At 56.9% G+C, this 23,615-nt stretch carries 20 protein-coding genes; 9 read left to right on the forward strand and 11 right to left on the reverse strand.

What is annotated here, in order from left to right; all coding sequences use genetic code 11:
- Nucleotide 1: 1 nt before the first annotated feature.
- The 5 genes from rodA to ACR0KN_RS08815 are packed head-to-tail and all read right to left on the reverse strand — an operon-like array spanning nucleotide 2 to nucleotide 5,618.
- Nucleotides 2-1,141, reverse strand: coding sequence for a rod shape-determining protein RodA (rodA, locus tag ACR0KN_RS08795; protein ID WP_480652866.1), 1,140 nt, complete (start codon nucleotides 1,139-1,141; stop codon nucleotides 2-4).
- Complete coding sequence (gene mrdA, locus ACR0KN_RS08800; RefSeq protein WP_260024146.1) at nucleotides 1,138-3,087, reverse strand: penicillin-binding protein 2; 1,950 nt, start codon at nucleotides 3,085-3,087, stop codon at nucleotides 1,138-1,140. Before mrdA ends, rodA begins: the two co-directional genes overlap by 4 nt.
- On the reverse strand, nucleotides 3,084-3,620 hold the full coding sequence (locus ACR0KN_RS08805; protein ID WP_170781190.1) for a rod shape-determining protein MreD: 537 nt from the start codon (nucleotides 3,618-3,620) through the stop codon (nucleotides 3,084-3,086). The genes mrdA and ACR0KN_RS08805 overlap by 4 nt, the downstream gene beginning before the upstream one ends.
- Nucleotides 3,613-4,515: a rod shape-determining protein MreC gene (gene mreC, locus ACR0KN_RS08810; RefSeq protein ID WP_010442887.1), complete on the reverse strand. Its 903-nt coding sequence runs from the start codon at nucleotides 4,513-4,515 to the stop codon at nucleotides 3,613-3,615. The genes ACR0KN_RS08805 and mreC overlap by 8 nt, the downstream gene beginning before the upstream one ends.
- Nucleotides 4,516-4,571: 56 nt before the next feature.
- Nucleotides 4,572-5,618: a rod shape-determining protein gene (locus tag ACR0KN_RS08815; RefSeq protein ID WP_010442888.1), complete on the reverse strand. Its 1,047-nt coding sequence runs from the start codon at nucleotides 5,616-5,618 to the stop codon at nucleotides 4,572-4,574.
- 154 nt (nucleotides 5,619-5,772) lie between these two features.
- Between ACR0KN_RS08815 and ACR0KN_RS08820 the strand changes: the two genes are divergently transcribed.
- Both ACR0KN_RS08820 and ACR0KN_RS08825 read left to right on the forward strand, forming a co-directional pair.
- Nucleotides 5,773-6,567, forward strand: coding sequence for a 23S rRNA (adenine(2030)-N(6))-methyltransferase RlmJ (locus ACR0KN_RS08820; protein ID WP_480652869.1), 795 nt, complete (start codon nucleotides 5,773-5,775; stop codon nucleotides 6,565-6,567).
- 111 nt (nucleotides 6,568-6,678) lie between these two features.
- Nucleotides 6,679-8,418: an adenylate/guanylate cyclase domain-containing protein gene (locus tag ACR0KN_RS08825; RefSeq protein ID WP_480652871.1), complete on the forward strand. Its 1,740-nt coding sequence runs from the start codon at nucleotides 6,679-6,681 to the stop codon at nucleotides 8,416-8,418.
- A gap of 44 nt (nucleotides 8,419-8,462) precedes the next feature.
- Here the strand turns inward: ACR0KN_RS08825 and ACR0KN_RS08830 are convergent, their stop codons facing one another.
- Nucleotides 8,463-10,031 (reverse strand): 2-isopropylmalate synthase, encoded by a 1,569-nt coding sequence (locus ACR0KN_RS08830; RefSeq protein WP_480652873.1) that lies wholly within the window; start codon nucleotides 10,029-10,031, stop codon nucleotides 8,463-8,465.
- 276 nt (nucleotides 10,032-10,307) lie between these two features.
- On the opposite strand from ACR0KN_RS08830, the gene ACR0KN_RS08835 reads away from it, so the two are divergent.
- Complete coding sequence (locus ACR0KN_RS08835) at nucleotides 10,308-10,973, forward strand: SDR family NAD(P)-dependent oxidoreductase (RefSeq protein ID WP_480652875.1); 666 nt, start codon at nucleotides 10,308-10,310, stop codon at nucleotides 10,971-10,973.
- A 7-nt stretch (nucleotides 10,974-10,980) separates the two neighbouring features.
- Here ACR0KN_RS08835 and ACR0KN_RS08840 read toward each other — a convergent pair whose 3' ends face one another.
- Complete coding sequence (locus ACR0KN_RS08840) at nucleotides 10,981-12,471, reverse strand: MORN repeat-containing protein (protein ID WP_480652877.1); 1,491 nt, start codon at nucleotides 12,469-12,471, stop codon at nucleotides 10,981-10,983.
- 147 nt (nucleotides 12,472-12,618) lie between these two features.
- Between ACR0KN_RS08840 and ACR0KN_RS08845 the strand changes: the two genes are divergently transcribed.
- From ACR0KN_RS08845 to ACR0KN_RS08855, 3 genes are all read left to right on the forward strand, one after another.
- Nucleotides 12,619-14,277, forward strand: coding sequence for an NAD+ synthase (locus tag ACR0KN_RS08845; protein WP_480652878.1), 1,659 nt, complete (start codon nucleotides 12,619-12,621; stop codon nucleotides 14,275-14,277).
- Nucleotides 14,278-14,526: 249 nt separating this feature from the next.
- Entirely contained in the window at nucleotides 14,527-14,835 is a 309-nt protein-coding gene (locus tag ACR0KN_RS08850) for a hypothetical protein (protein ID WP_480652880.1), read from the forward strand.
- Nucleotides 14,836-14,983: 148 nt separating this feature from the next.
- Nucleotides 14,984-16,315, forward strand: a complete 1,332-nt coding sequence (locus ACR0KN_RS08855) for an NAD(P)/FAD-dependent oxidoreductase (RefSeq protein WP_480652882.1) — start codon at nucleotides 14,984-14,986, stop codon at nucleotides 16,313-16,315.
- A 3-nt stretch (nucleotides 16,316-16,318) separates the two neighbouring features.
- On the opposite strand, the gene ACR0KN_RS08860 is transcribed toward ACR0KN_RS08855, so the two are convergent.
- Nucleotides 16,319-17,251 carry an MBL fold metallo-hydrolase gene (locus ACR0KN_RS08860; protein WP_480652884.1) on the reverse strand — a complete coding sequence of 311 codons (933 nt, stop codon included), beginning with the start codon at nucleotides 17,249-17,251 and terminating at the stop codon, nucleotides 16,319-16,321.
- Between the two features lie 116 nt (nucleotides 17,252-17,367).
- On the opposite strand from ACR0KN_RS08860, the gene ACR0KN_RS08865 reads away from it, so the two are divergent.
- Nucleotides 17,368-17,802: a DUF1801 domain-containing protein gene (locus ACR0KN_RS08865; protein ID WP_480652886.1), complete on the forward strand. Its 435-nt coding sequence runs from the start codon at nucleotides 17,368-17,370 to the stop codon at nucleotides 17,800-17,802.
- 59 nt (nucleotides 17,803-17,861) lie between these two features.
- The gene (gene gltX, locus ACR0KN_RS08870; RefSeq protein ID WP_480652888.1) at nucleotides 17,862-19,187 is read left to right on the forward strand and encodes a glutamate--tRNA ligase; all 1,326 of its coding nucleotides are present in this window, start codon (nucleotides 17,862-17,864) and stop codon (nucleotides 19,185-19,187) included.
- 15 nt (nucleotides 19,188-19,202) lie between these two features.
- On the opposite strand, the gene ACR0KN_RS08875 is transcribed toward gltX, so the two are convergent.
- Complete coding sequence (locus ACR0KN_RS08875) at nucleotides 19,203-19,814, reverse strand: gamma-glutamylcyclotransferase family protein (protein ID WP_170771840.1); 612 nt, start codon at nucleotides 19,812-19,814, stop codon at nucleotides 19,203-19,205.
- 94 nt (nucleotides 19,815-19,908) lie between these two features.
- Here ACR0KN_RS08875 and ACR0KN_RS08880 point away from each other — a divergent pair, with 94 nt between their 5' ends.
- Nucleotides 19,909-20,355 carry an RrF2 family transcriptional regulator gene (locus ACR0KN_RS08880; RefSeq protein WP_010442480.1) on the forward strand — a complete coding sequence of 149 codons (447 nt, stop codon included), beginning with the start codon at nucleotides 19,909-19,911 and terminating at the stop codon, nucleotides 20,353-20,355.
- A 2-nt stretch (nucleotides 20,356-20,357) separates the two neighbouring features.
- Here the strand turns inward: ACR0KN_RS08880 and ACR0KN_RS08885 are convergent, their stop codons facing one another.
- Both ACR0KN_RS08885 and ACR0KN_RS08890 read right to left on the reverse strand, forming a co-directional pair.
- A complete protein-coding gene (locus tag ACR0KN_RS08885) occupies nucleotides 20,358-22,886 on the reverse strand; it encodes an ABC transporter permease (protein WP_480652891.1) in 2,529 nt (842 codons plus the stop codon).
- On the reverse strand, nucleotides 22,883-23,578 hold the full coding sequence (locus ACR0KN_RS08890) for an ABC transporter ATP-binding protein (RefSeq protein ID WP_480652893.1): 696 nt from the start codon (nucleotides 23,576-23,578) through the stop codon (nucleotides 22,883-22,885). The genes ACR0KN_RS08885 and ACR0KN_RS08890 overlap by 4 nt, the downstream gene beginning before the upstream one ends.
- Nucleotides 23,579-23,615 lie beyond the last annotated feature (37 nt).

Below are 23,615 nucleotides of genomic sequence, written 5' to 3' on the forward strand. Positions count from 1 at the left end.
TTCAGCGGGGGCGGTGGATATGAGCGCTTTGGACGATGCCAAAGGCGGCCATCAGGACCAGCATGGCAGAACCGCCATAACTGACCATTGGCAGAGGCACGCCAACAACCGGGGCAAGCCCCATCACCATCGACATGTTGACGGCAAAAAACAGGAAGAAGTTCAGCGCAATGCCCAGCGTTACCAGCGACGAGAACCGATCCTTGGTCGAAAGGGCAGTGACCGTACAGAAGATCAGGATCAGGCCATATAGGATCAGCAGGGTTATGCCGCCGACAAAGCCGAACTCTTCAGCCAGAGTAGTAAAGATGAAATCGGTGTGTTTCTCGGGTAGAAAATTCAGGCGTGACTGCGTGCCCTGCATAAAGCCTCGCCCGTTCCAGCCGCCTGACCCAAGCGCGATCTTCGACTGCGTGATGTGGTATCCCGCCCCGAGCGGGTCGGTGGAAGGATCGAGGAAGGTGTCGATACGTCGGAACTGGTAGTCTTTGAGAAGTTGCCATTCCGTCCCACGGCTGTTGAACACCGTGGCAATCAGTCCAACCCCCGCCGCGATGACGGCGGCGAAATAGGCCCAATGGACACCGGCCAGAAACATAAGACCTCCGCCAGCGGCAAGCAGCAGGATTGATGTGCCTAGATCGGGTTGTTTCAGAACCATAAAGGTCGGAATCAGGATCAGAAGGACCGGGATAATCACCCACAGCGGTCGCGAGGTTTTATGGGCAGGCAACCAATCGTAATAGGCAGCGAGGACCATCACCAACGCGACTTTCATGACCTCGGAAGGCTGGAGCCGCATGAACCCCAGATCAATCCAGCGCTGCGCACCCATGCCGATGGTACCGAACAGTTCCACCACGATCAGCAACCCGATCGATCCCAGATAGGCCACGACCGACATATTGCGCCAGAACCAGATCGGAACGATGGCGACGATGAACATTGCCGCCAGCCCAAGGCCAAAACGCTCCATCTGAGGTTCGGCCCACGGAATCCAAGACCCACCCGCCACCGAATACAGCATCAGGAACCCGGCGCTGGCCACGCTGATCAAAAGCAGCGTCAGCGGCCAGTTCATATAGAGGAACTTGCGGAAGCCCGAAGGCGTGGATTTGACGGCATACTCAAGATAGCTCATGCGCGGTCCTTTTCATCAGGACGCGCTTTGGGGCGACGATCGCCCTCAAGTCGCTTTTGTTGCTCCTTGATCCGCTCGCGGTCACCAGCCGGGTAGGCTTCGAGCGGTGGAGTGCCGTTGTAAAGTGCCTGTAGCATGATGTCGCGCGCCACCGGTGCGGCTGCTTTGGAGCCGCCGCCGCCATGTTCCACCACCACGGCCACTGCGTATTTCGGATTGTCGTAGGGCGCGAAGCTTACGAACAGCGCGTGGTCCCGACGCTCCCACGGCAGGTCTTCGTTGCGGATTACCCCTGCGGCGCGCTCGGCTTTGGTGATGTTGCGCACCTGACTCGTACCCGTCTTGCCGGCCATGCGGAACTCATCAGCGATGATCCGACTGCGGTATGCCGTGCCGCGCCGATTATTCGAGACCGAGAACATTGCCTTGCGCACTTGCTCAAGATTGTTGCGATTAACGGCCAGCGGTTCGCCTGCTCCCGAGGGCTGCTCGATCCCGTCAACCGAGCGCACCAGCCGTGGTTTTACCGCACGACCGGTCGCCAGTCGTGCAGTCATGACTGCCAGTTGGAGTGGTGATGCGAGCATGAAACCCTGACCGATCGAGGCATTCGCGGTGTCACCCACCAGCCAGTCCTGCCCGTGGATGCGTTGCTTCCATTCCTGATTAGGGGCAAGCCCCGCAGCTACCGCAGACATCGGGATGTCATGTTTGATACCCAACCCGAAAGTGTTTGCCATCTCGGAAATCTTGTCGATCCCAACGCGGATTGCCACGTCATAGTAGAATACATCGCAGCTACGCTTCAGCGATGTTTCAAGGTCAACTGACCCGTGCCCTCCGCGTTTCCAACAGTGGAAGCGGCGGCTGCCGACTTTCATGTGACCGGGGCAGTACACCGTGTTGGAGGGGCTGATTACTCCGGCCTCAAGCGCGGCCATGGCAGTGATCATCTTGAAGGTTGATCCCGGTGGATAGGTGCCCTGTACCGTTTTGTTGGCCAGCGGGCGGTATTTGTCGTTTGTCAAAGTGCGATAGTCGGCCACTGAGATGCCGCGCACGAACAAGTTCGGATCGAAACTCGGGGCCGAGCTGATGGCGCGGATGTCGCCAGTTTCGCAGTCCATCACGACGGCTGCAGCGCTTTCGCCAGCCAGACGGGCCTGAGCGTACTGCTGAAGATCGGCATCAACAGATAATTGCAGATCGGCCCCGGCAAGACCCTCTTGCCGGTCCAGTTCACGCATGACGCGGCCTGTGGCATTGACCTCGACCCGTTTTGCGCCTGCCTTGCCGCGCAAGCTGATTTCTTGCTTGGCTTCTAAACCAACCTTGCCAATCTGGAACCGTGGGATACGCAGAACCGGTTCGGGGTCTTCGATTTGGCTCAGGTCATAATCGCTGACCGGGCCCACATAACCGACGACATGGGCGAAATCCTCATAGCGCGGGTACTGGCGCGTTGAGCCTACCTCGGGAGTGACACCAGGCAAGGCCGGAGCGTTGACGGCAACTTTTGAGATATCCTCCCACGTTACTTGGTCAGCCAATGTAACTGGCAAGAACGGGGCAGAGCGACGCATTTCCGTCTTGGCACGTTCAATTTCATCTACGGTCAGCGGGATCAGTTCCGAGAGTTTGGAAATGACTTTGTCGATGTCGCCCGCATCCTCACGCACGATGACGATGCGATAAGACGGTGAGTTTTGCCCAATGATCTGCCCGTTTCGATCGTAGATCCGGCCCCGGGTTGGTGGAATCAGGCGAATATTGATACGGTTTTCTTCGGCCAGCAAGCGATACTCATCAGCCTGATCAACCTGCATGAACCGCATTCGGGCAGCGAGGCCACCAACAAAGGCCGCTTGCAATCCACCTAAAATCAAGGCGCGGCGCGGTAGCCGCTTGTAAGCCAGACCCTGAGGTTTTGGTTTTCTCTGTTTCATGACCGCACTCGGGGCATTGTGCTGTCCGCGACCGATTTTCGTCGCACACCAAAGGCACTTTGGCTCATCAGGACCATCAAGGGATAGATTGCGATTGTCAGTACCACTTGAACTACCACCGGCCCCAATGACGCCTGTTGCACTGACAGGATAGCAAGAAGGAGACGGTTAAGTACAAAAACAACTGTGATTACTGCTCCGACAGTCGTCCATTCGCCTATAAATCCCAAATCTTTCATGCCAACGGAGGCGGAGTGGAGATAGGCCGCCCCCAATACCACCAATGCAGCCAGCAGACCGGGCGGGCGCTGTAACAACAAATCAGCCATGAACATGACGACGGCAATCGTCAGGATTGGAACGTATTCGGGTCGCCGCAATACCCACGCATAGGTAAGCGCGATCATGATATCTGGAAACGGTAGCCGATCAGGTTTCGTGTCCAGCGGCAACAAGTGCAGGAACATCACTATTATCGCCAAGGCGACATACAAGCTGCGTTTAGCCCAAAGAGAGGAGACCGACTTATCCATCGTTGACCCCTTGTGTGGTCAAAGCTGCCTCGGGCTGGCGCGGACCGACTATGTCTCCTGAATCGCTAATTGGTGGTGCGGACTGATAGCGTAGAACACGCAAGAATTCGAGACGCTCGAAATCGGCGGAAAGACGTACGCGTAACCTGCCGCCCGGATCAACGCTGATCTGTCCAATCAACAGGCCGCCGGGGAATACTCCCCCATCGCCGGATGTCACAACACGGTCGCCGGGTCGAACCAGTTCCCGGTTTTCGAGAAATTCGACGGCGGGTGCAGAGGTATTATCACCGGTAATCAATGCAGTCTGACCCGATGGTTGTATGGTGGCGGGGATTGCGCTTGAGGCGTCGGTCAACAGGATCACGCGCGAAGTATCGGAACCAACTCCCGAGATGCGCCCGACCACGCCAATCCCGTCCATCGTAGCCCAGCCATCCACGATACCATCTCGCTCGCCGACATTCAGCAGAACTGATTGCCGGAAAGGTGATCCGCTATCAGCCATTACGACGCCGGTAACGTAGGTCAGTCGCGGATCGAGGCGTACATTGTTCAAATCCAGCAGGCGGGCATTTTCCTGCTCCAGCTGTAATGCGGCCTCTTTCCAGGCGCGCATCAGGCGTAATTCGCTGCGTAGTTCCTGGTTTTGCTCGCTAAGGCGCTGGTAGCTTTGGAAATCACGCGACAGGTTGATCAACGCGGTAACCGGCACCATCGCCCACTCCATCGAAGGTACAACAGTGTCTACCACCTGAGCACGGAAACGTTCGACACGCGGGCTGTCGATGCGCCAGACCAAGAATATACCCAGCAGGCATAAAACAACGATCCCCACAAGCAATCGGCGCAGGGGTGTCGTGTATTCGTCGCGCTGTGATCGGTCCTTTGCCACAGGTTACCTTCCCGTGCTGCTCGTGCCCGAGTTTTCGTACCCTAAGGGTGCGCGCCTTAGCTTTCGTAGTCAATCGCGTGGCGCAGTTGTTTTTCGTATTCCAGCGCTTTGCCGGTGCCCAAAGCCACACAATTCAGGCTTTCATCAGCGATTGACACGGCCAGCCCGGTCTGTTCGCGGAGAGCCAGATCCAAATCGCCCAACAGCGCACCGCCACCGGTCAGCATGACGCCGCGGTCGACGATATCAGCCGCCAGATCGGGCGGTGTGGTTTCCAGCGCGGTCATCACCGCCTCGCAGATCGCCTGAACGGGCTCGGACAGTGCTTCGGCCACCTGAGCCTGGCTGATCTCAATTTCCTTAGGCACGCCGTTCAACAGATCGCGGCCTCGGATATGCATCGACTGCCCACGCCCATCATCGGGCATCCGTGCAGTGCCGATTGTGGTCTTGATGCGCTCAGCGGTCGATTCACCGACCAACAGGTTCTGCTGGCGACGCAGATACGAGATGATGGCCTCGTCCATGCGGTCACCACCCACGCGGACCGAACGCGCATAAACGATGTCACCCAACGACAGAACCGCGACCTCGGTGGTGCCGCCGCCGATATCAACGACCATGTTGCCCGTCGGGTCGGTGATTGGCATGCCCGCACCGATCGCAGCTGCAATCGGTTCGGCAATCAGGCCCGCGCGTCGCGCGCCTGCAGACAGAACAGATTGACGGATCGCGCGTTTTTCAACGGGTGTCGCGCCATGAGGGACGCAGACGATAATCTTGGGCTTGGAGAAGGTCGAGCGCTTATGTACTTTGCGGATGAAGTGCTTGATCATCTCTTCCGCGGTGTCGAAGTCAGCGATGACGCCCTCGCGCATCGGGCGGATCGCTTCGATCGAGCCTGGCGTTCGACCCAACATCAGTTTGGCGTCCTCGCCGACGGCCAGAACCTTTTTCACGCCATCCTTAACGTGGTAGGCAACAACCGACGGCTCAGATAGGATCACACCGCGCCCTTTGACGTAAACAAGCGTGTTCGCTGTTCCGAGGTCTATAGCCATGTCCGCTGTGAACAGGCCGCCCAGAGTGCCAAAGATGCCCATATTTCCCTGATCCCGTTTGTCCGAATTTCCACTGCCCGCGACTCGACGGTTCCGGGACGGATGCCTTATAGGGTGCCAACTCGTCCGGTTAAAGGGCTGATTCCGTGATAGTCAGCACCTTTCCGCCTTATTGGTAGGGACTTTAGAAGGCAAAATGCTCTCATATCAACATATTTACCACGCTGGAAATCTGGCTGATGTACAAAAGCACGCTTTATTGGCGTGGACGCTGCGGTATCTGACCCAAAAGGACAAGCCGATCAGTTATATCGAGACGCATTCGGGGCGTGGTCTGTATGAGCTTGACGCGGCCGAGGCGATCCGAACGGGAGAAGCGGCTGCCGGTATCGCGCGTGCGCAGCGTGAGGGTTGGTTTGATCCGGATCACCCAATGATACAGGTGCTGGGGACTATGCAGGCCCGATATGGCGCGCCTGCTTATCCCGGTTCCCCACTAATCGCTGCAAATCTGCTCAGAGAACAGGACAGTTTGCACCTTGCTGAGTTGCATCCTCAGGAACATGCGGCACTGGCTACTGCACTGTCGCCGTACAGGGCCAAGTTTTACCGGCAAGACGGGTTCGAACTTGCGCAATCTCTGCTGCCACCAACGCCCCGGCGTGGGATGATGCTGATCGATCCCAGCTATGAAGTGAAGGCAGACTATGACCGGTTGCCTGGGGTGATCGCGAAATTGCATCGCAAGTGGAATGTAGGGGTGATCGCACTCTGGTATCCAATCCTGACGGATGCGCGACACAAGGCTATGATTTCATCACTGAAATCCGCCGGATATCCCAAAACGATTTGCCATGAGGTGCGGTTTCCTGCTGCGCGGGAAGGTCATCATATGATCGGGTCTGGCATGTTTGTCGTGAACGCTCCGTTTGGGTTTGCGGACGAGGCGCGCAGGTTGGATGCAATATTTGCGGGGCTGGGTCACAGGTAACACATGTTCAAGGCGCATTGAGCGTGTCCGACTACACGTCCTGGCTGTGTCTGCAAAATTTCTTGTTCCAAAAGGACCACCGGCCCTAAACTTACAGCAGGGAGGGGTGCCATGAATCGCCGACTTGCTACGGTTTTGGCCGCCGATATGGTGGGTTATAGCCGATTGATGGAAATTGACGAGCAAGGCACGCTGGCGCGGCTGCGCACGCACCGGATTGAGCTTATCGACCCTTCGATCGAGAAAAACCACGGAAAGATTATCAAGACCACTGGCGACGGAATGCTTGTCGAATTTCCCAGCGCAAGCGACGCCGTAACCTGCGCCGTCGAAGTTCAGAACCGAATGTTGCGTAGGAATGCGGATGTTCCGCAAGATCAGCGCATTCAGTTTCGCATAGGCATCAACCTTGATGAAATCATCTTTGAAGACGGGGACATCTTTGGCAGTGGTGTCAACATTGCCGCCCGGTTGGAACAATCAGCACAAGCAGGCGATGTGCTGATTTCCGGCGCTGTCCACGAACAGGTATCCAGTCGGTTGGAGTTACAGTTTCACGATGTAGGGGACCTGTCGCTCAAGAACCTGTCGCAACCTGTTCGCGCGTACAGGGTCGGATTAGATGCGCCGGCCGGCGAGGCCGAGCAGAACCTTACCGGGCAAGAAGGGACAAGAGTCGTCAAACCCTCGATCGCGGTTCTTCCATTTGAGAACATGAGTGGTGATCCAGAGCAGGAGTTCTTTGCTGACGGTCTGACCGAAGATCTTCTGACTGAGCTGAGCCGCAGGCACGAACTGTTCGTGATCTCGCGCAATTCCTGCTTTGTCTACAAAGGGCAGGCGGTGAACGTCCGTGATGTTGGTGATAAACTGGGTGCGCGCTACATAGTCGAAGGCAGCGTTCGCAAGGCGGGAAATCGGGTGCGCGTTACGGTTCAGTTGATCGACAGTGAATGCGACGGCCATGTCTGGGCCGAGAAATATGACCGTGACCTTGACGATATTTTCACCATTCAGGACGAGGTGATTTCAGCTGTGGTTGCGACTCTGCCGGGGAGGATCGAAGCGTCGCAGCAAGAAGGGTTGGCGCGCAAAAAACCATCGAGTTTCGCCGCTTACGAATGTGTTCTGGCCGCCAAAGTCCTGCATCATCGCAGCACGTACGAAGATAATGCCGAGGCCACCAAGCTGATCGACCGCGCCATCGAGCTTGACCCCGACTATGCCCACGCCCACGCCTGGAGCGGTTGCATCCGGGGGCAAGCCTGGGGCTATGGCTGGTGTGATGACAGCGACGCCATGATGGCGTCCTGCGAAGAGGCGATCCTGAAGGCGGCCTCGATGGATGACAACGACGCGGATGTTCATCGTTTGATGGGGGCCGTCGAGATATTGCGGAACAATCTGGCGCGTGCGCGTTACCATCAGGAACGGGCGTTGTCGCTGAACCCGAACTACGATCTGGTTGTCGTCCAGATGGGAGAGTTGCTGACCTGGTCAGGCCGACCCGACGAAGGCGCTGAGTGGATTCAGAAAGCCATGCGCCTGAATCCGCATCATCCTGCACGTTTCTGGAGCCATCTGGGAAAGGCGCGGTTTGGTGGAAAGCATTATGATCAGGCGATTGACGATTTTGCCCATTTGCCAACGCTGGACACTGTGCAAAATGCCTATGTCGCGGCGTGCTTCGCGTGGCTGGGGGATGATGCCAAGGCCCGAAAACATGTGGAGGCTATTTATGCTGCGCAGCCCGATACCGAGATCAAAGATCTGGTTGCGACGCTGCATTACGCCCGGGAGGAAGATCTGCAGCATTTTGTCGGTGGAGTAAGAAAGGCCGGATTGTCCTGACCTTCCAAGCGAAAATCGGCCCGCGACAACGGGCCGATTTTATCTCAGGTCAGATCCTTATAGCTGATCTCACGCGTGTCCGCGCCTGGACCTGCTTTTTCACGACGCATGATCAGGCGATTCAGCGCGTGGATATAAGCTTTGGCCGAGGCAACAACGGTATCTGTATTTGCTGACTGACCGGTGGCAATCATGCCATCCTCTTCCAACCGGACCGAAACCGTGGCTTGCGCGTCTGTACCTTCGGTCACTGCGTGAACCTGATACAGCTGCAGATGCGCCTTGTTCGGGTAAATCGCTCGGATCGCTTTGAAAGTCGCGTCCACCGGTCCATCGCCATGCTCGGTGGCGATAACATCTTTGCCATCGAACTCAAGCTCGACCGTCGATTCAGCCTGACCGCCTGTACCACAGGTCACTTTCATCGACACCAATTGCAAACGATCGTCGTCGTCGTCCAGCGACATCAAGGCGATCAGATCGTCGTCAAAGACCTCTTTCTTGCGATCTGCAAGATCCTTGAAGCGCACAAAAATATCCTTGAGCTGGTTGTCTCCGACCTCATAGCCCAGCGTCTCAAGCTTGTCGCGCAATGCAGCCCGGCCGGAGTGCTTGCCCAGCGGCAACGACGTGCCCGAAAGGCCGATATCCTCGGGCCGCATGATCTCAAAATTCTCGCGGTTCTTCAGCATTCCGTCCTGGTGAATACCGCTTTCATGGGCGAAAGCATTTTTACCGACGATGGCCTTGTTGAATTGGACAGGAAATCCTGCCACCGTCGCCACCCTGCGCGAGATATGCATGATCTTGGTGGTGTCGATGCCGGTGTGCCACGGCATGATGTCGTTACGCGTGCGCAACGCCATGACAACTTCTTCCAACGCGGTGTTGCCCGCGCGTTCGCCGAGCCCGTTAATGGTGCATTCGATCTGGCGCGCACCACCCGCGACTGCGGCCAGAGAATTCGCGGTCGCCATGCCAAGGTCGTTATGGCAATGCGTTGCAAAGACCACCTCATCTGCACCGGGGACCGTTTCGATCAGGCGTTTGATCAGGTCGGCAGACTCGACCGGGGCTGTGTAGCCGACAGTATCGGGAATGTTGATTGTGGTCGCACCCGCTTTGATCGCAATCTCGATTACACGGCACAGATAATCCCACTCGGTCCGCGTTGCATCCATCGGCGACCACTGCACGTTTTCGCACAGGTTGCGCGCATGGCTGACCGTTTCGTGGATCTTGTCGGCCATCTCGTCCATCGTCAGGTTCGGGATGGCGCGATGCAACGGAGAGGTGCCGATGAACGTATGAATCCGGTTCTTCTCGGCGTGTTTCACGGCCTCCCAACAGCGGTCGATATCGGCAAAATTGGCGCGGGCCAGACCGCAGATGCGGCTGTTCTTCGACCGTTCGGCGATCTCGGATACTGCCTTGAAATCGCCTTCCGATGCGATCGGAAATCCTGCTTCAATGATATCGACGCCCATCTCATCCAAAAGCTCGGCAATCTCGAGCTTTTCATCGTGAGTCATGGTTGCGCCTGGGCTTTGCTCGCCGTCGCGCAATGTGGTGTCGAAGATCACGACGCGGTCTTGGTCGGTCACGTTTGTCATGGGGTTCTCTTTCTTCTTCTGTCCTAAAGCCTCTTGGCGCGCGGGCGTCCTCCTCTGAGCGGGCGCGCCGGATGGCACGCTCAGAGGCGGATTAGGATCAGTAGACCACGCAGCGAAGCACCGCAGGTTGCGGCGTCGGCAAAAGCGATATCTGCGCGGTTGATCATGGGCTTCAGCTTATACAGGGCGCATGGCGAATGAAAAGCGGGAAAATGAACCCTAGTTGAAATTGATTGCGCTGTTGAAGGGGCTTGGTTTCCTTCTAGCTCTGATGTCATGGAAACCGCTTTAATCATAGGTGCATCTGGTGGAATTGGGCGCGCGCTGAGCGATTTGTTGCAAGCGCGGGGCGTTGAGGTGACGCGATTGTCACGGTCTGTGGATGGGTTTGACCTGACGGACCCTGATGGGGTTGCGCGGATTTTGAATACTCTCTCTGATCCGTTCGATCTGATTATAGTTGCATCTGGCGCGCTTGAGATAAACGGGGCTGAACCCGAGAAGTCGATGCGCGCCGTGTCAGCCCGCGCGATGATGGACCAGTTTGCCCTGAATGCTATTGGACCGGCATTGGTCCTCAAACAGGCTCACAGGCTGTTACCACGTGACCGGAAGGCAGCCTTCATTGTGTTGTCGGCGCGCGTCGGGTCAATTGAAGACAATCGACTTGGTGGTTGGGTAAGTTATCGTGCATCGAAGGCTGCGGTGAACCAGATCGTGCATACAGCCGCGATTGAGCTGGCGCGCACGCACAAACAAGCTGCGTGTGTCGTGATGCATCCCGGCACGGTTAAGACTGCATTTACGAAAAAATATCTCGGACGCCACCCTGCAGTCGAGCCCGAGGAGGCGGCGGAAAATTTGCTTGCCGTTATCGCAGGGCTCTCACCAACCGACACGGGCGGGTTTTTCGACTGGGCTGGCAAGCGCGTGCCTTGGTAGGGCTTTGTTAGCCGTCACTCGTATCTGCGTTATCTGTATCGGTTTGAGGTTCTGAAGGTTCGGCCTCTGGTTCTGGATCAGTTATCTCAGCAGGGGTATCTGTTTCACGCGCCAGGGTGTCATTTTCCCAGATCCCAGATTCAACTTCACCACCGGCGAAACGCATTGTCCCTTCACCGTGACGCTTATTGTTCAGAAAATTGCCTTCGTAGACGTCGCCTGTTTCATAGGTTGCTATGCCAGCACCGTTGATTTTTCCCTCAGACCATTCACCTGTATAACTGAAACCGCCGGGGCGAGTGAGCGTTCCTAGTCCGTGGCGTTTGCCATCCTTAAACTCGCCTTCATATATAATACCGTCCGGGAACGTGGCTTTGCCCTTCCCTTGCCGGACACCATCGACCCAATCTCCGTCATAACGATAGCCGTTGGCGAAGGTCAGAACTCCTTTGCCATGACTGCGCGCGTTTTTAAACTGCCCCGAATAGACAGTTCCATTTGGATAGGTCGCTGTTCCGGTGCCTTCAAATACGCCTGCAACCCAGTCGCCGTCATAAACAGTGCCGTTTGGATAGGTCGTCCGCCCTTTGCCGTGCTGCAGGTCATCCAGAAAGTCACCGACATAAACGGAACCATCCGCATAGGTTACCTCGCCCAATCCCGCGATCTGACCATCTGACCATTCGCCGGTATAGCGAAAGCCGTCAGTGCCGGTAAATGTGCCTTGTCCGTGACGCAGGTCGTCGGCGAAATTACCTTCATAGACCGCGCCACTGGCGTACGTGACTTTGCCTTCGCCCTGACGCCGCCCATTGATCAACGCCCCTTCGTAGACGTCTCCATTGGGGTGTGTGAGCCGACCGGTTCCGGTCATATTGTCATCAAGCCAGTCACCGGTATAGGTCAATCCGCCAGTCAGATTCAGAGTGCCCGTACCAGCACGTTTCCCGGCTTTGACATCGCCATCATAAGTGCTGCCGTCAGCGTAGGTGATCTTGGCCTTGCCTTCTTTTTGGCCGTCCACCCAATCTCCATCGTAGATATATCCGTCGGCACTGGTCAGCACGCCCTGACCGTGGCGCTTAGCTTCCTTGAACGTGCCCTCGTACCGCATGCCATTGGTGTACTCGGCAATACCATCGCCATTGATCGCACCTTTGGACCATTCACCTTCATAGGTTTGCCCGTCGGCGTAAACGATCTTTCCGAGTCCTTCAGGTTGGCCTTTTACGAAATCGCCTTCGTAGACCGAACCATTGGCGTATCGTGCTGTACCCTTACCCTGGATCTCTCCTTCGACCCACTCACCGGAATATTCGAATCCGCTGGGCAGACGATAAGTGCCTGTGCCGTGCCGCAGGCCGTTTTCGAATGTGCCTTCGTAAACACCCCCGACGTCGTCGTCGGCTATGATAATCTGATCATTTTGCTGGGCCGCTGCAATTTGCGTCAGCATGGCGAATGTAGCAGCGGTAAGGGATGTGCGGATCGCGTTCATAATTGTACCTGCCTGCGGCTCTTATGAGATGTTGGCGCAAAACTAGGATACCGCAGGGGGCAGAGCAACGGGTTTTGCCGCATTTGCCTTTTACTCGCGCTGTGATCTGCTAAATCCCTGAAGGACTGACGAGGGCAAGAGGGCAAAATGGCCGACCGTTTCCGCATCACTCTGGCGCAACTGAACCCAACCGTTGGGGATATCGAAGGGAATGCCGCAAAGGCTGCTGCGGCCTGGCAGCAAGGGCGCGCGGCGCAGGCTGATCTGGTGGCGCTGCCTGAGATGTTCATCACCGGTTACAATACTCAGGACCTGGTGATGAAGCCTGTGTTTCATCGTGCGGCGATGCAAGCTGTGCAGGCGCTGGCGGAAGACTGCGCCGAAGGCCCTGCGTTGGCAATCGGTGGCCCTTGGGTCGAGGATGACAGGCTTTATAACGCGTATCTGGTCCTCAAAGGTGGGAAGATCGTAAGTAAGGTTCTCAAGCATCACTTGCCAAACGAAACCGTCTTTGACGAAGTTCGGCTCTATGACACAGGTCCAATCGGTGGGCCCTATGCGGTCGGTAACGTTCGGGTGGGGAGTCCGATTTGCGAGGATGGCTGGCACGAGGATGTCGCCGAAACACTCGAGGAAACCGGGGCTGAGTTCCTGTTAATCCCCAATGGGTCGCCCTATTTCCGAGACAAATACGACATCCGGCTGAATCATATGGTGGCGCGTACGGTCGAGACAGGCTTGCCAGTGATCTATTTGAACATGGTCGGCGGGCAGGATGATCAGGTTTTTGATGGTGCCACTTTTGGTCTGAACCCCGGCGGAGAGCTTGCATTCCGTATGCCGGTCTTTGATGAAGCAGTGCAAAACATTGATCTGATGCGCACCGACGACGGCTGGCGAATCGAACTTGCAGAGGTGGTGCCGCAGCCAGATGCATGGGAGCAGGACTATCGCGCTATGGTGCAGTCTCTGCGCGACTACATGGCTAAAACCGGCTTTAAAAAGGTGGTGCTTGGCTTGTCAGGGGGTGTTGACTCAGCATTGGTTGCAACGATTGCGGTAGATGCCATCGGGGCGAACAATGTGCGCTGCGTTATGTTGCCATCAGAATATACCAGCCAAAGCTCTCTGGATGATGCCGAAGCCGTCGCGAAGGCGTTGGGAGTTCACTATGATTTTGTTCCGATTTCCGAAGGTCGGACAGCGGTGACCAACACGCTTGCCCCGCTATTTGCCGGGCGCGAGGAAGATTTGACCGAAGAAAATGTTCAGTCCCGCCTACGTGGTCTGTTGTTGATGGCGATCTCGAACAAGTTTGGTGAGATGCTGCTGACGACAGGCAACAAGTCCGAGGTCGCGGTAGGATATGCTACTATTTATGGCGACATGAACGGAGGCTACAATCCGATCAAAGACCTGTACAAAACCCGCGTGTTCGAGACCTGTCGCTGGCGCAATGCCAATCACCGCGATTGGATGATGGGCCCCGAAGGAGTGGTCATCCGTCCCTCGGTCATCGATAAGCCACCGAGCGCTGAATTGCGTGAAGATCAGAAAGACAGCGACAGCCTGCCGGATTACCCAGTTCTGGACGCCATTCTTGATATATTGGTGGATCAGGATGGCTCGATCGCCGATTGCGTAGCGGCAGGTTTTGATGAAGGCGACGCGCGGCGCGTTGAGCACCTGATTTACATCAGTGAGTACAAGCGCTTCCAGTCCGCGCCGGGCACACGGCTGACCCCGCGGGCCTTCTGGTTGGATCGTCGTTACCCGATTGTAAATCGCTGGCGCGATCAGAATTAAGAGCCGGATCAGTTTCTATCGCTATGATTGTTTCCAATTCGTCGGCAGTTGGCTTAAGTCATGATAATTGTCCATATATGACAACTGGTTATGGAGATCTGGCGCACGTTCGGCTTGTAATTGAGTCCTTTTTTTGCCACATTTGTGTCAAGAGTTCGCCTTGTGTGAGGTGAATGTGACGTAATCCGGTAAGCCGCTCTGCTATTTCAGAAACTGCGACCGTGATTGTTGATTTGAGATTGGGCATCCGTGTTTTTGGGTGTCGGTAAAGGTGATGGTGGTCAAATGACGAATGGATATGACAAATCGCTTCATGCTCCATTGCAATGGAAAACAATGGAGTCTGAGCCGCGCAAGCTGGATGAAGAAACGCTTGATTCTTCGATCGCAGAAATTCTGAACAAAGAGGATCTTGCGCCGCCGCCGGCTACAGACAATGAGCCGACGCGACCGGAATTTCCATCCTTGAATTCGCAAGAAGTTCTTGCTGCAAAGCCTGTTACTGGCCGCAGATCTTTCCTGCGCCAAACATGGGCGCAACTGTCCGGCGCTGCCTGATTTAGAATAGCCAGTGCCGCGCGGTGCGTAATGTGCTGGCTGATAGGCAACAGGTTGCTGCATTCAGTTGACCTGCCTCCGTTTCTCATTGCCAGAAAACGCGTTCTCGGGCTGGATACCGCTTCGATAAACAACTTCCGAGCGGTTGATGCCAGGCCCTTCTCCGACTTCCGTCGAATCTGATATTACCCTTCCTAAATCGGTGGATGTCGTCGTTATTGGTGGCGGAGTAATTGGTGCCTCGACCGCTTTGGAGTTGGCCGAGCGTGGCATTTCCGTCCTGTTGTGCGAAAAGGGCCGGATCGCCGGTGAACAGAGTTCGCGTAACTGGGGTTGGGTCCGGCTTGGGATGCGCGACCCACGCGAGATCCCATTGATGCAGGAAGCTCTGCGCATTTGGCGTGGGTTGGATGAACGCGTTGGGCGGAGAACGGGCTATGTTCAGTCGGGGATCGTATTTGGCGCATCAGGCACACGCGACGTTGGTAACTTGACGCGGTGGGTGGAGCATGTTGAATGGCAGCAGACAGGTGCCCGTATGGTATCGCACACTGAGTTGGCCTCACTATTTCCAAACTCCACCATGAAACCGCAGACTGGGCTCTACATGCCGCAAGACGGACGGGCTGAGCCGCAGTGGGCGGCCCCCGCGATGGCTGAGGCGGCCCGCAATTGTGGGGCCGCGATCATGACACAATGCGCAGTGCGCAGCGTCGATCTCGAGGCAGGTCGGATTGCAGGTGTCTTCACCGAACGTGGGCGAGTTCGTTGCAGTCAGGTGGTGTTGGCGGGTGGGGCATGGTCGCGTCTTTTTGCGGGGAACGCAGGTATCGCTCTGCCCCAACTCAAGGTGCTGAATACAGTCATGCGGACCTCACCGGTAGAATCCGGGCAGGAGGTATCGCTTTGGAGTGATGATTTCGCCATTCGCAAACGTGCGGACGGGGGTTACACGATTGCGTCGGGTCACGAGAATACCGTGGATATTGTTCCTGACAGTTTTCGACTCGGCCTTCAGTTCTTGCCAGCGTTTCGGCAAGAGTGGCGTTCCTTGCGGTTTCGCCTGTCGCGCCGCTGGATGGTCGAGGCGAAAGAAGACAGAACTTGGCTGCCCACCGATGTAACGCCTTTTGAGCACTGCCGGGTGCTGGATCCCGAGCCCTCTCGAAAAGTGTTGCGACAGGCCTGGTTCAACGCTCGCAAAGCGATGCCCGTACTTGAGGAGGCAGAGATCGTCCAAAGCTGGGCCGGGCTGATCGATGTGACCCCGGATGCGATTCCAGTTATCTCAAAAGTGGACGAAATCCCGGGTCTGCATATCGCAACCGGGTTTTCCGGCCATGGTTTTGGGATCGGGCCAGGCGCAGGTCGGCTGACGGCGGATATTGTTACTGAAAGCACGCCCTGCGTTGACCCAGCCGCTTTTCGCCTGTCCCGTTTCACGGATGGTTCAAAAGTACGGCCAGATCCTGGTTATTAGGCCTTAGCCCATCATTTGATAGCCGACCGGTACGAACCGGAACCCCTCGCCGCGTGTTTCAACGTACCCGGCAGCTGGGAAAGGCATGTGATAGCCGATCATGGGTATTTTATCTGCGGCCAGCATACCCAGCACATTCCGACGCGACGCGGTAGCCGCTGCAGCGTCCATATCGAAGCTGAAGGGCCATTCGGGGCGCGCAAATGACCAGACGTAGTGATTTGCCAGATCGGCCGTCAGAACCAATCGTTGTCCATTGCTTTCCAGATGATAAACCGTGTGACCAGGCGTATGTCCGTGAGCCGCCATCGCTGTTATTCCCGAAGTGACCTCTCCACCATCGTCAAGGAACGTCATCTTTTCGGCTTGGGGTGTGACCTTCGCTGCAACCATATCTCCGACGCGGTTGCCCGCATCCATCGCAGACCAGAAATTATATTCCGGCGCGGCGGTTACAAATCGGGCGTTCGCAAATGTCGGAGCGTCATTCGTTGTCATGCCTCCGATATGGTCGGGGTGCATGTGCGTGATCACGACCACATCAATTTGGTCAGGTGAGACTCCTACGTCAGCCAGCGCGGCTTGGATACCGCCTTGACCCAAGCCTGTGTCGAACAACACCAGTTCAGAGCCGGTATGGACCAGTGTCGGAGTAAAGAAGAATTGCGCAACATCAGTTGGAATGAAGTTTTCCGCAGAGATTGCTGCAAATTCGTCGTCAGATACTTCAGCTGCGAATAGTGCCTTTGGTTCATCACGTGGCACGCTGCCGTCGAGCAGGGTGGTAACTGTGAAATCGCCCAACTGGAATGATTTTGCGATGGTCGAATTTGCTTTGCTCGGCTTACCAGCTGCGAAAGCCGGCATCGCGGCAGAGGCAAAAGGCAATGCGGCAGCGGCACTCAGAGCAGCCCTGCGAGTCAATTTGATCGTCATATCTAAGTCTCCCTGTCAGAACGCCAGTAGTAGAAATAGGTCAGAGCGTTTCTCTTGCCAGTTATAGACCCAATACATGGACTGCATGGATGAACATTACGTGTTAATTTTTGTTCATGCCGCGATCTGAGAACAAAACAGTGCCCACCGGGCAAAATATTGCTGAATTTCTGGCGACCGTTCAGCCGCTGCGTAAGGCGGACGAGGCGCAAGTGCTGGACAGGCTCTTTCAGGATACCACCGGGTTTGCCCCAGTGATGTGGGGTCCGTCGATCGTTGGCTTTGGCCGATATCACTATCGCTATGCTTCCGGGCGGGAAGGCGATTTTTTGGCGACCGGGTTCTCTCCGCGCAAGGCTGCGCATTCTATCTACATCATGCCGGGTTATGCTGATTTCGAATATATCCTGTCTCGACTGGGCAAACACAAGCTGGGGAAATCCTGCCTCTACGTGAACACGTTGTCAGACATCGATCTCGACGTGCTTCGTGAACTTATCAAAGCTGGGCTCGAACACCTGGATGGTATGTGGCCGGTAGAGCCGACCTGAACGCCCTGCTGGACAAAAACGCGCCCATGTGACATGAGCCGCGCCAACAGGAGACTTCCATGACCACGACCCGTTTCGCCCCGTCGCCCACCGGTTACATCCATGTGGGCAACCTGCGCACCGCCCTGATGAATTATCTGATCGCCCGCAAAGCAGGCGGTACGTTCATCCTGCGTATCGATGACACCGATCCCGAGCGGTCGAAGGAAGAATATGTCGATGCGATCAAACAAGATCTGGAGTGGCTTGGCCTGCATTGGGACCGGGTCGAGCGTCAGTCGGAACGGCTGGACCGTTATGCCGAGGCTGCGGACAAGCTGCGCGCGATGGGTCGGTTCTATGAGGCGTTTGAAACGCCAACCGAACTTGACCTCAAGCGCAAGAAACAACTGAACATGGGCAAGCCGCCGGTCTACGACCGTGCCGCGCTGAACCTCAGCGATGCCGAGAAAGAGGCGCTGCGCGCCGAGCGCGGCAATGGCGTCTGGCGGTTCAAACTGAACCACGAGCGTATCGAATGGAACGATGGCATTTTGGGCGACATCTCGATCGATGCCGCCTCGGTATCCGACCCGGTGCTGATCCGGGGTGATGGTCAGGTTCTCTATACGATTGCGTCCGTGGTCGATGATACCGAGATGGGCGTGACCGACGTGGTGCGTGGTTCGGACCATGTCACCAACACAGCGACGCAGATTCAGATCATCGAAGCATTGGGCGGCACCTGCCCACGCTTTGCGCATCACTCTCTGTTGACAGGCCCGCAGGGTGAGGCCCTGTCTAAACGTCTGGGCACACTGGCCTTACGTGATCTGCGAGAGCAGGGCGTGCAGCCAATGGCCCTGCTGAGCCTGATGGCGCGTCTGGGTTCTTCTGATCCGGTTGAGCTGCGTGCTGAGATGTCCGAGCTGATCGACGGGTTCGACATCAACCGTTTTGGCGCGGCACCGACCAAGTTCGACGTGCAAGATCTGTTCCCGCTGACGGCGAAGCACCTGCAATCGCTGCCTTTGGCCGAAGTTGCGGATGCCGTTGCAGAGGCGGGTGTTCCGGATGAACTGGCAGAACCTTTCTGGACCATGGCGCGTGAAAACATCACCACCTTGAGCGATCTCAAAGGCTGGTGGGATCTTTGCCGCGATGGGGCCGAACCTCTGATCGCAGATGAAGATCGTGAATTCATAGCAGAGGCGGTGGCCCTGCTGCCCGAAGGTCCGTTCGACGCAGATACCTGGGCGAATTGGACCAAGGCGGTGAAAGAGGCCACGGGCCGTAAGGGAAAAGGCCTGTTCATGCCGCTGCGCAAAGCGCTGACCGGAATGGAGCGCGGGCCCGAGATGGCGACCTTGCTGCCGCTGCTGCAGGTGATCCGCGCGCGGGGCTGACCCGCAGAGAGTATCTTAAAACACGAAGGAGGCAGGCAGTTGGCCTGCTTTTCTTTGGTCTCCGGGCTGCAAAATACGAGCCGATACGCGCTTCAGACGGTCGTCCACGAATTCAGTCTCGGTGAGATTGAGTTGCTGATGACGCGGATATCGCGGTTCGGCACGATCATTCAAAATCGGCGCGTCCCAGCCATCGGTTGTGGCAAAGAAGCGATCAGCGCCGTCCGATCCAAATGCCCTCAGGTACCCCTGCACCACGACATCGATATAGCTCAGCAGTAGTGGATGGTGATTGCTGGGCGCTGTATGGCGGTCATGGGGCACAGCGTAGACGGCAATTTCTGCCTCCTGCGTCAGCGTATGGGAGACTGATCGCGTGGCAGGCACGCGTTCATAGGCCCATTCCCGTTCATCCAGCGCGGCCCAGTCGTTTTTGGGCACGTGAGCGATCATGCCGTCGATTTCTGACAAGGGATCTGGAATCGCAGTCAGAAAGGCGACCGGGCGCAGATCGGTGTGCCGCCACGCCCTCCGCCAGCCCTTCAGACGCGCCGGGCGCGGGTCGGGAAAATCGTGCGTCGACAGGTTCACGAGGCTGCCATAGCCGAAGAAATAGGGGTCTGCCATGCGGGTCGTGTCCTTCTGTGACGATTGATGTATGTCAAACAGTCTTTTTACAGAACATGCAATAAGGCTTCATCTTGAGATTCGGGAGGCCCTCATGCGGATTACCAAACGGACGAATATCGCGGTGCGTGTTTTGATGTATTGTGCCGCGCATCAGGATCGGCTGGTTACTAAGGCTGAGATTGCAGAAGTCTGCAACATCTCCGAGAACCATCTGGCGCAGGTGATCAACCAGCTTAGCCAGTTGGATTATCTCAGTACCCAACGTGGCCGCAATGGCGGCATGACGCTGGCCCGCTCGGCAGATCAGATCCGGGTCGGGTCTGTGTTCCGCCATGTTGAAGGTGGATTGCCGATTGCCGAGTGTTTTGCGGATGCCGACAATACATGCCCGCTGACCGATGCCTGCCGCTTGCGATTGGCGCTGCAGGATGCGGCTGAGGTGTTTTATGCATCCTTAGACGAAATCACGCTTGATGCGTTGGTTTGTGACAACGACCAGTTGCTGAAGATACTACAGCCCGTCGCGTGCGTGCGTTGAACTTAGTCACTGGCGCGAAGAATACGCGCCGGGCGCACTGAAAGCGGGCGTAGCGCAAAGAGCATCCCCGCGCCAAGCGTTACCGCGACGCCCGCGATAACGATCCCGAGCGCGGATGGCCAGATAATCGTGAAATCTGTGTCGAAGATATATGTGGCCACGGCCCAACCGCCCAAAATACCGGTCAACAGGGCGACACATCCGGCAGCGGCCCCCAACAGAATTGCTCGCAAGGCAAAACTGCGCAGGATGCGGCCTCGGTCCGCGCCCAGAGTTTTGAGGATCGCCGCTTCATATCTGCGCGCTGGCTCTCCTGCGGCGGCAGCACCGATCAACACCAGAAAACCGGTCAGCAGGGACACGCCTGCGCCATACGAGGTAGCTGCTGCCAGGCCCGCCAGCAAACCAGAGACCCGGTCAATGGCATCGCGGACGCGGACCGCCGTGATGTTGGGATATTGCCCCGCCAGATCGCGCAGGATGGCGGCTTCGGCCTGCTCTTCGGCATAAACCGTTGCGATGAAGCTATGCGGCGCGCCCGCCAGCGCGGAGGGATTCATCGACATGACAAATCCCATTCCAGCGGTCGAAAAATCAACTTCGCGTAATGAGGTCAGTTCAGCAGTGATATCGCGGCCAAGGATATTGACCGTGAGTTCATCCCCAAGTTTAAGCCCCATCTCAGCAGCCTCCTCGGCGGCAAAGCTGACTTGTGGAGGGCCGCTGTAATCTTCGGGCCACCACACTCCGTCGGTCACGCGGGCATTCTGCGGCGGTTGGGCGGAATAGGTCACGCCCCGGTCGCCATCCAGAACCCAGTGATCGCCAGCAATCTCTCGCGCGGGTTGTCCATTGATCTTGGTAATGATCCCGCGCAGCATTGGAGCGCTTTCTACCCGACTGACGGCGGGGTCAGTGTCGAGACGTTCGCTGAACCCGGGCATCTGATCCTTCTGGATATCGACGAAGAAATATGAGGGTGCCACTTCTGGCAGGTTCCCCGAGATCGCATTGCGCAGGGTGCCGTCGATTTGTCCCACCGCTGCGAGGACCGACAGGCCGAGCCCAAGGGACAGAACCACCGACGCTGCCCCTTCGCGTGGGTCAGAAATGGCAGACAAGGCCCACCGCATGGCAGGGCGGCCTCTGGTCCAAGGCGCGCCCGCGCGGGCCAATTTGCGAATGGCAAAGGCAGAAAGGGCCAGCAAAGTAAGCGCCCCGGCCAACCCTGCGCTGGTCCAGAGGGTCAATCGGGTTGAACCACTGAACCATGCAGCGGCTCCGATCAGTGCAGCCAAGCCAATAGCGGTCGCAACGACATAGATCAGGCGCGGGAAACTGCGCGCCGATGTTAGCGCATCCCGAAACAAGGTTGCTGCGCGCACCTCCTCGGTTCTGGCCAGCGGCCAGAGTGTGAACAGGAACGCGGTCAGCACACCATAAAGTGCGGCCTCGAACAGTGGCTGCGGATAAAGAGAGAAGACTGCGGGGATTGGCAATTGCGTTTCGATTACGGGGGCCAGTAGCAGCGGCAGCACCCCGCCCAGGACCAAGCCCATGATAATACCGATGCTCGACAGAACGGCGATCTGAATCATGTAGGTCTGAAAGATTGTCGCCCGATCAGCGCCCAACGTGCGCAATGTCGCAATCGTCTCCGTCTTTTGGGAAAGATAGGCTCGCACGGCAGCAGACACACCGATCCCACCAACGGCCAATCCCGACAGGCCCACCAGAACCAGAAACGCGCTGAGGCGGCCTACGAATTCAGATATTCCCGGCGCACCGTTGCGAGCGTCGGTCCAGCGCATGCCGGTCCCCTCGAAGGCCTGCTTCGCTTCCAGCGACAACGCATCCAATTCGGCAGCCTGAGGCAGGTCCAACCTGTACTTAGTTGAAAACAAAGTGCCCAGCGCCAACAGGCCCGAAGACTGCAGATCTTTTGTCCGGACCAATGTGCGCGGCCCAAGCGAGAACCCATCAGCCGCGCCGTCAGGTTCGTGCTCTAACGAGGCCATCAGAACAAATCTCTGCGTGCCAAGTTCAAACTGCTCGCCAACCATCAGGTTTAGGCGGTCAATCAGAGAGGGGGCCATGACTGCACCAGGCAGCCCATCGGCACCTGCAAAGGCATCGGTCAGAGTAAGTTCAGGTTCAAGGATCGCCGAACCTAACAGCGGATAAGCGTCATCCACAGCCTTAACCTGGGTCAGCCCAAGTTGCGTGTTAGTCCCGTTTCCCGTTACGGCCATAGATCGAAAATCAACAACCTCTGAAACCGCGTGTGCGGTTTTTTCCATCCACGCGCGTTCCTGATCATTGGCAAAGCGATAGGTGAATTCCAGTTGCGCATCCCCGCCCAGTAGCGATGCGCCCTCTTGCTGAAGGCCGGTCTGGATTGCTTGGCGGACCATGCCGACCGCGGCAATCGCTGCAACGCCCAAGGCCAGACAAGCCAGAAACACCCGAAATCCACGCAGCCCACCGCGAAGTTCGCGCCGTGCCAGTCGTCCTGCCAGACGCAGGCTCATTCGGCCGCCTCGCGCTGCGACTCTTCAGCGATGCGTCCATCCCGCAACCGCACGACGCGGTCGCATTTCTGCGCCAGCGTGTGGCTATGCGTGACCAGAACCAGGGTGGCACCATGCCGGTCGCGTAGACCGAACAACAGATCTATAATCGCCGCACCGTTGGCTTCGTCCAGATTTCCTGTGGGTTCGTCTGCTAGCAAAATCTTAGGGCGTGGGGCCGACGCGCGGGCCAGCGCCACACGTTGCTGCTCGCCACCTGACAATTGCGCCGGGTAGTGATCGCTTCGATGTGACAGCCCCACAGCCTCTAGCTCGGCCTCAGCGCGCTTGAAAGCATCCTTATGCCCTGCAAGTTCGAGCGGGGTGGCGACGTTCTCAAGTGCGGTCATCGTCGGGATCAGGTGAAAATTCTGAAACACCACACCCATTGATTCACGACGAAACCGGGCAAGTACATCCTCACTCATTTCCGTCAGATCATGGCCCAATACCGTGACGCGGCCGTCGGTCGCCTGTTCCAACCCGCCCATCAGCATTAGCAGTGAGGATTTCCCTGAACCGGAAGGGCCGACCAACCCCAGCGTCTCGCCTTGGTTCACAGACAGAGAGATGTCGTGCAGAATATCCACCCTTCCGGCATTGCCATCCAGCGATAATGCGGCATCTTGGAGCGTAAGAACAGGTGTCGTCATTGATCAGGCCATCAAGAGGGGTACAGTCCATTGGGAT

The sequence above is a fragment of the Ruegeria sp. AP7 genome (assembly GCF_056539905.1).

What these genes read in the sequence shown, in the direction of transcription:
- ACR0KN_RS08890 (WP_480652893.1), bottom strand. Translation starts at nt 23,578, where the DNA reads ATGACGACACCTGTTCTTACGCTCCAAGATGCCGCATTATCGCTGGAT.
- ACR0KN_RS08885 (WP_480652891.1), bottom strand. Translation starts at nt 22,886, where the DNA reads ATGAGCCTGCGTCTGGCAGGACGACTGGCACGGCGCGAACTTCGCGGT.
- ACR0KN_RS08875 (WP_170771840.1), bottom strand. Translation starts at nt 19,814, where the DNA reads ATGGCAGACCCCTATTTCTTCGGCTATGGCAGCCTCGTGAACCTGTCG.
- ACR0KN_RS08860 (WP_480652884.1), bottom strand. Translation starts at nt 17,251, where the DNA reads ATGACGATCAAATTGACTCGCAGGGCTGCTCTGAGTGCCGCTGCCGCA.
- ACR0KN_RS08845 (WP_480652878.1), top strand. Translation starts at nt 12,619, where the DNA reads ATGGCCGACCGTTTCCGCATCACTCTGGCGCAACTGAACCCAACCGTT.
- ACR0KN_RS08880 (WP_010442480.1), top strand. Translation starts at nt 19,909, where the DNA reads ATGCGGATTACCAAACGGACGAATATCGCGGTGCGTGTTTTGATGTAT.
- gltX (WP_480652888.1), top strand. Translation starts at nt 17,862, where the DNA reads ATGACCACGACCCGTTTCGCCCCGTCGCCCACCGGTTACATCCATGTG.
- ACR0KN_RS08820 (WP_480652869.1), top strand. Translation starts at nt 5,773, where the DNA reads ATGCTCTCATATCAACATATTTACCACGCTGGAAATCTGGCTGATGTA.
- ACR0KN_RS08830 (WP_480652873.1), bottom strand. Translation starts at nt 10,031, where the DNA reads ATGACAAACGTGACCGACCAAGACCGCGTCGTGATCTTCGACACCACA.
- ACR0KN_RS08805 (WP_170781190.1), bottom strand. Translation starts at nt 3,620, where the DNA reads ATGGATAAGTCGGTCTCCTCTCTTTGGGCTAAACGCAGCTTGTATGTC.
- mrdA (WP_260024146.1), bottom strand. Translation starts at nt 3,087, where the DNA reads ATGAAACAGAGAAAACCAAAACCTCAGGGTCTGGCTTACAAGCGGCTA.
- ACR0KN_RS08865 (WP_480652886.1), top strand. Translation starts at nt 17,368, where the DNA reads ATGCCGCGATCTGAGAACAAAACAGTGCCCACCGGGCAAAATATTGCT.
- ACR0KN_RS08855 (WP_480652882.1), top strand. Translation starts at nt 14,984, where the DNA reads ATGCCAGGCCCTTCTCCGACTTCCGTCGAATCTGATATTACCCTTCCT.
- ACR0KN_RS08825 (WP_480652871.1), top strand. Translation starts at nt 6,679, where the DNA reads ATGAATCGCCGACTTGCTACGGTTTTGGCCGCCGATATGGTGGGTTAT.
- ACR0KN_RS08840 (WP_480652877.1), bottom strand. Translation starts at nt 12,471, where the DNA reads ATGAACGCGATCCGCACATCCCTTACCGCTGCTACATTCGCCATGCTG.
- rodA (WP_480652866.1), bottom strand. Translation starts at nt 1,141, where the DNA reads ATGAGCTATCTTGAGTATGCCGTCAAATCCACGCCTTCGGGCTTCCGC.
- ACR0KN_RS08835 (WP_480652875.1), top strand. Translation starts at nt 10,308, where the DNA reads ATGGAAACCGCTTTAATCATAGGTGCATCTGGTGGAATTGGGCGCGCG.
- ACR0KN_RS08815 (WP_010442888.1), bottom strand. Translation starts at nt 5,618, where the DNA reads ATGGGCATCTTTGGCACTCTGGGCGGCCTGTTCACAGCGGACATGGCT.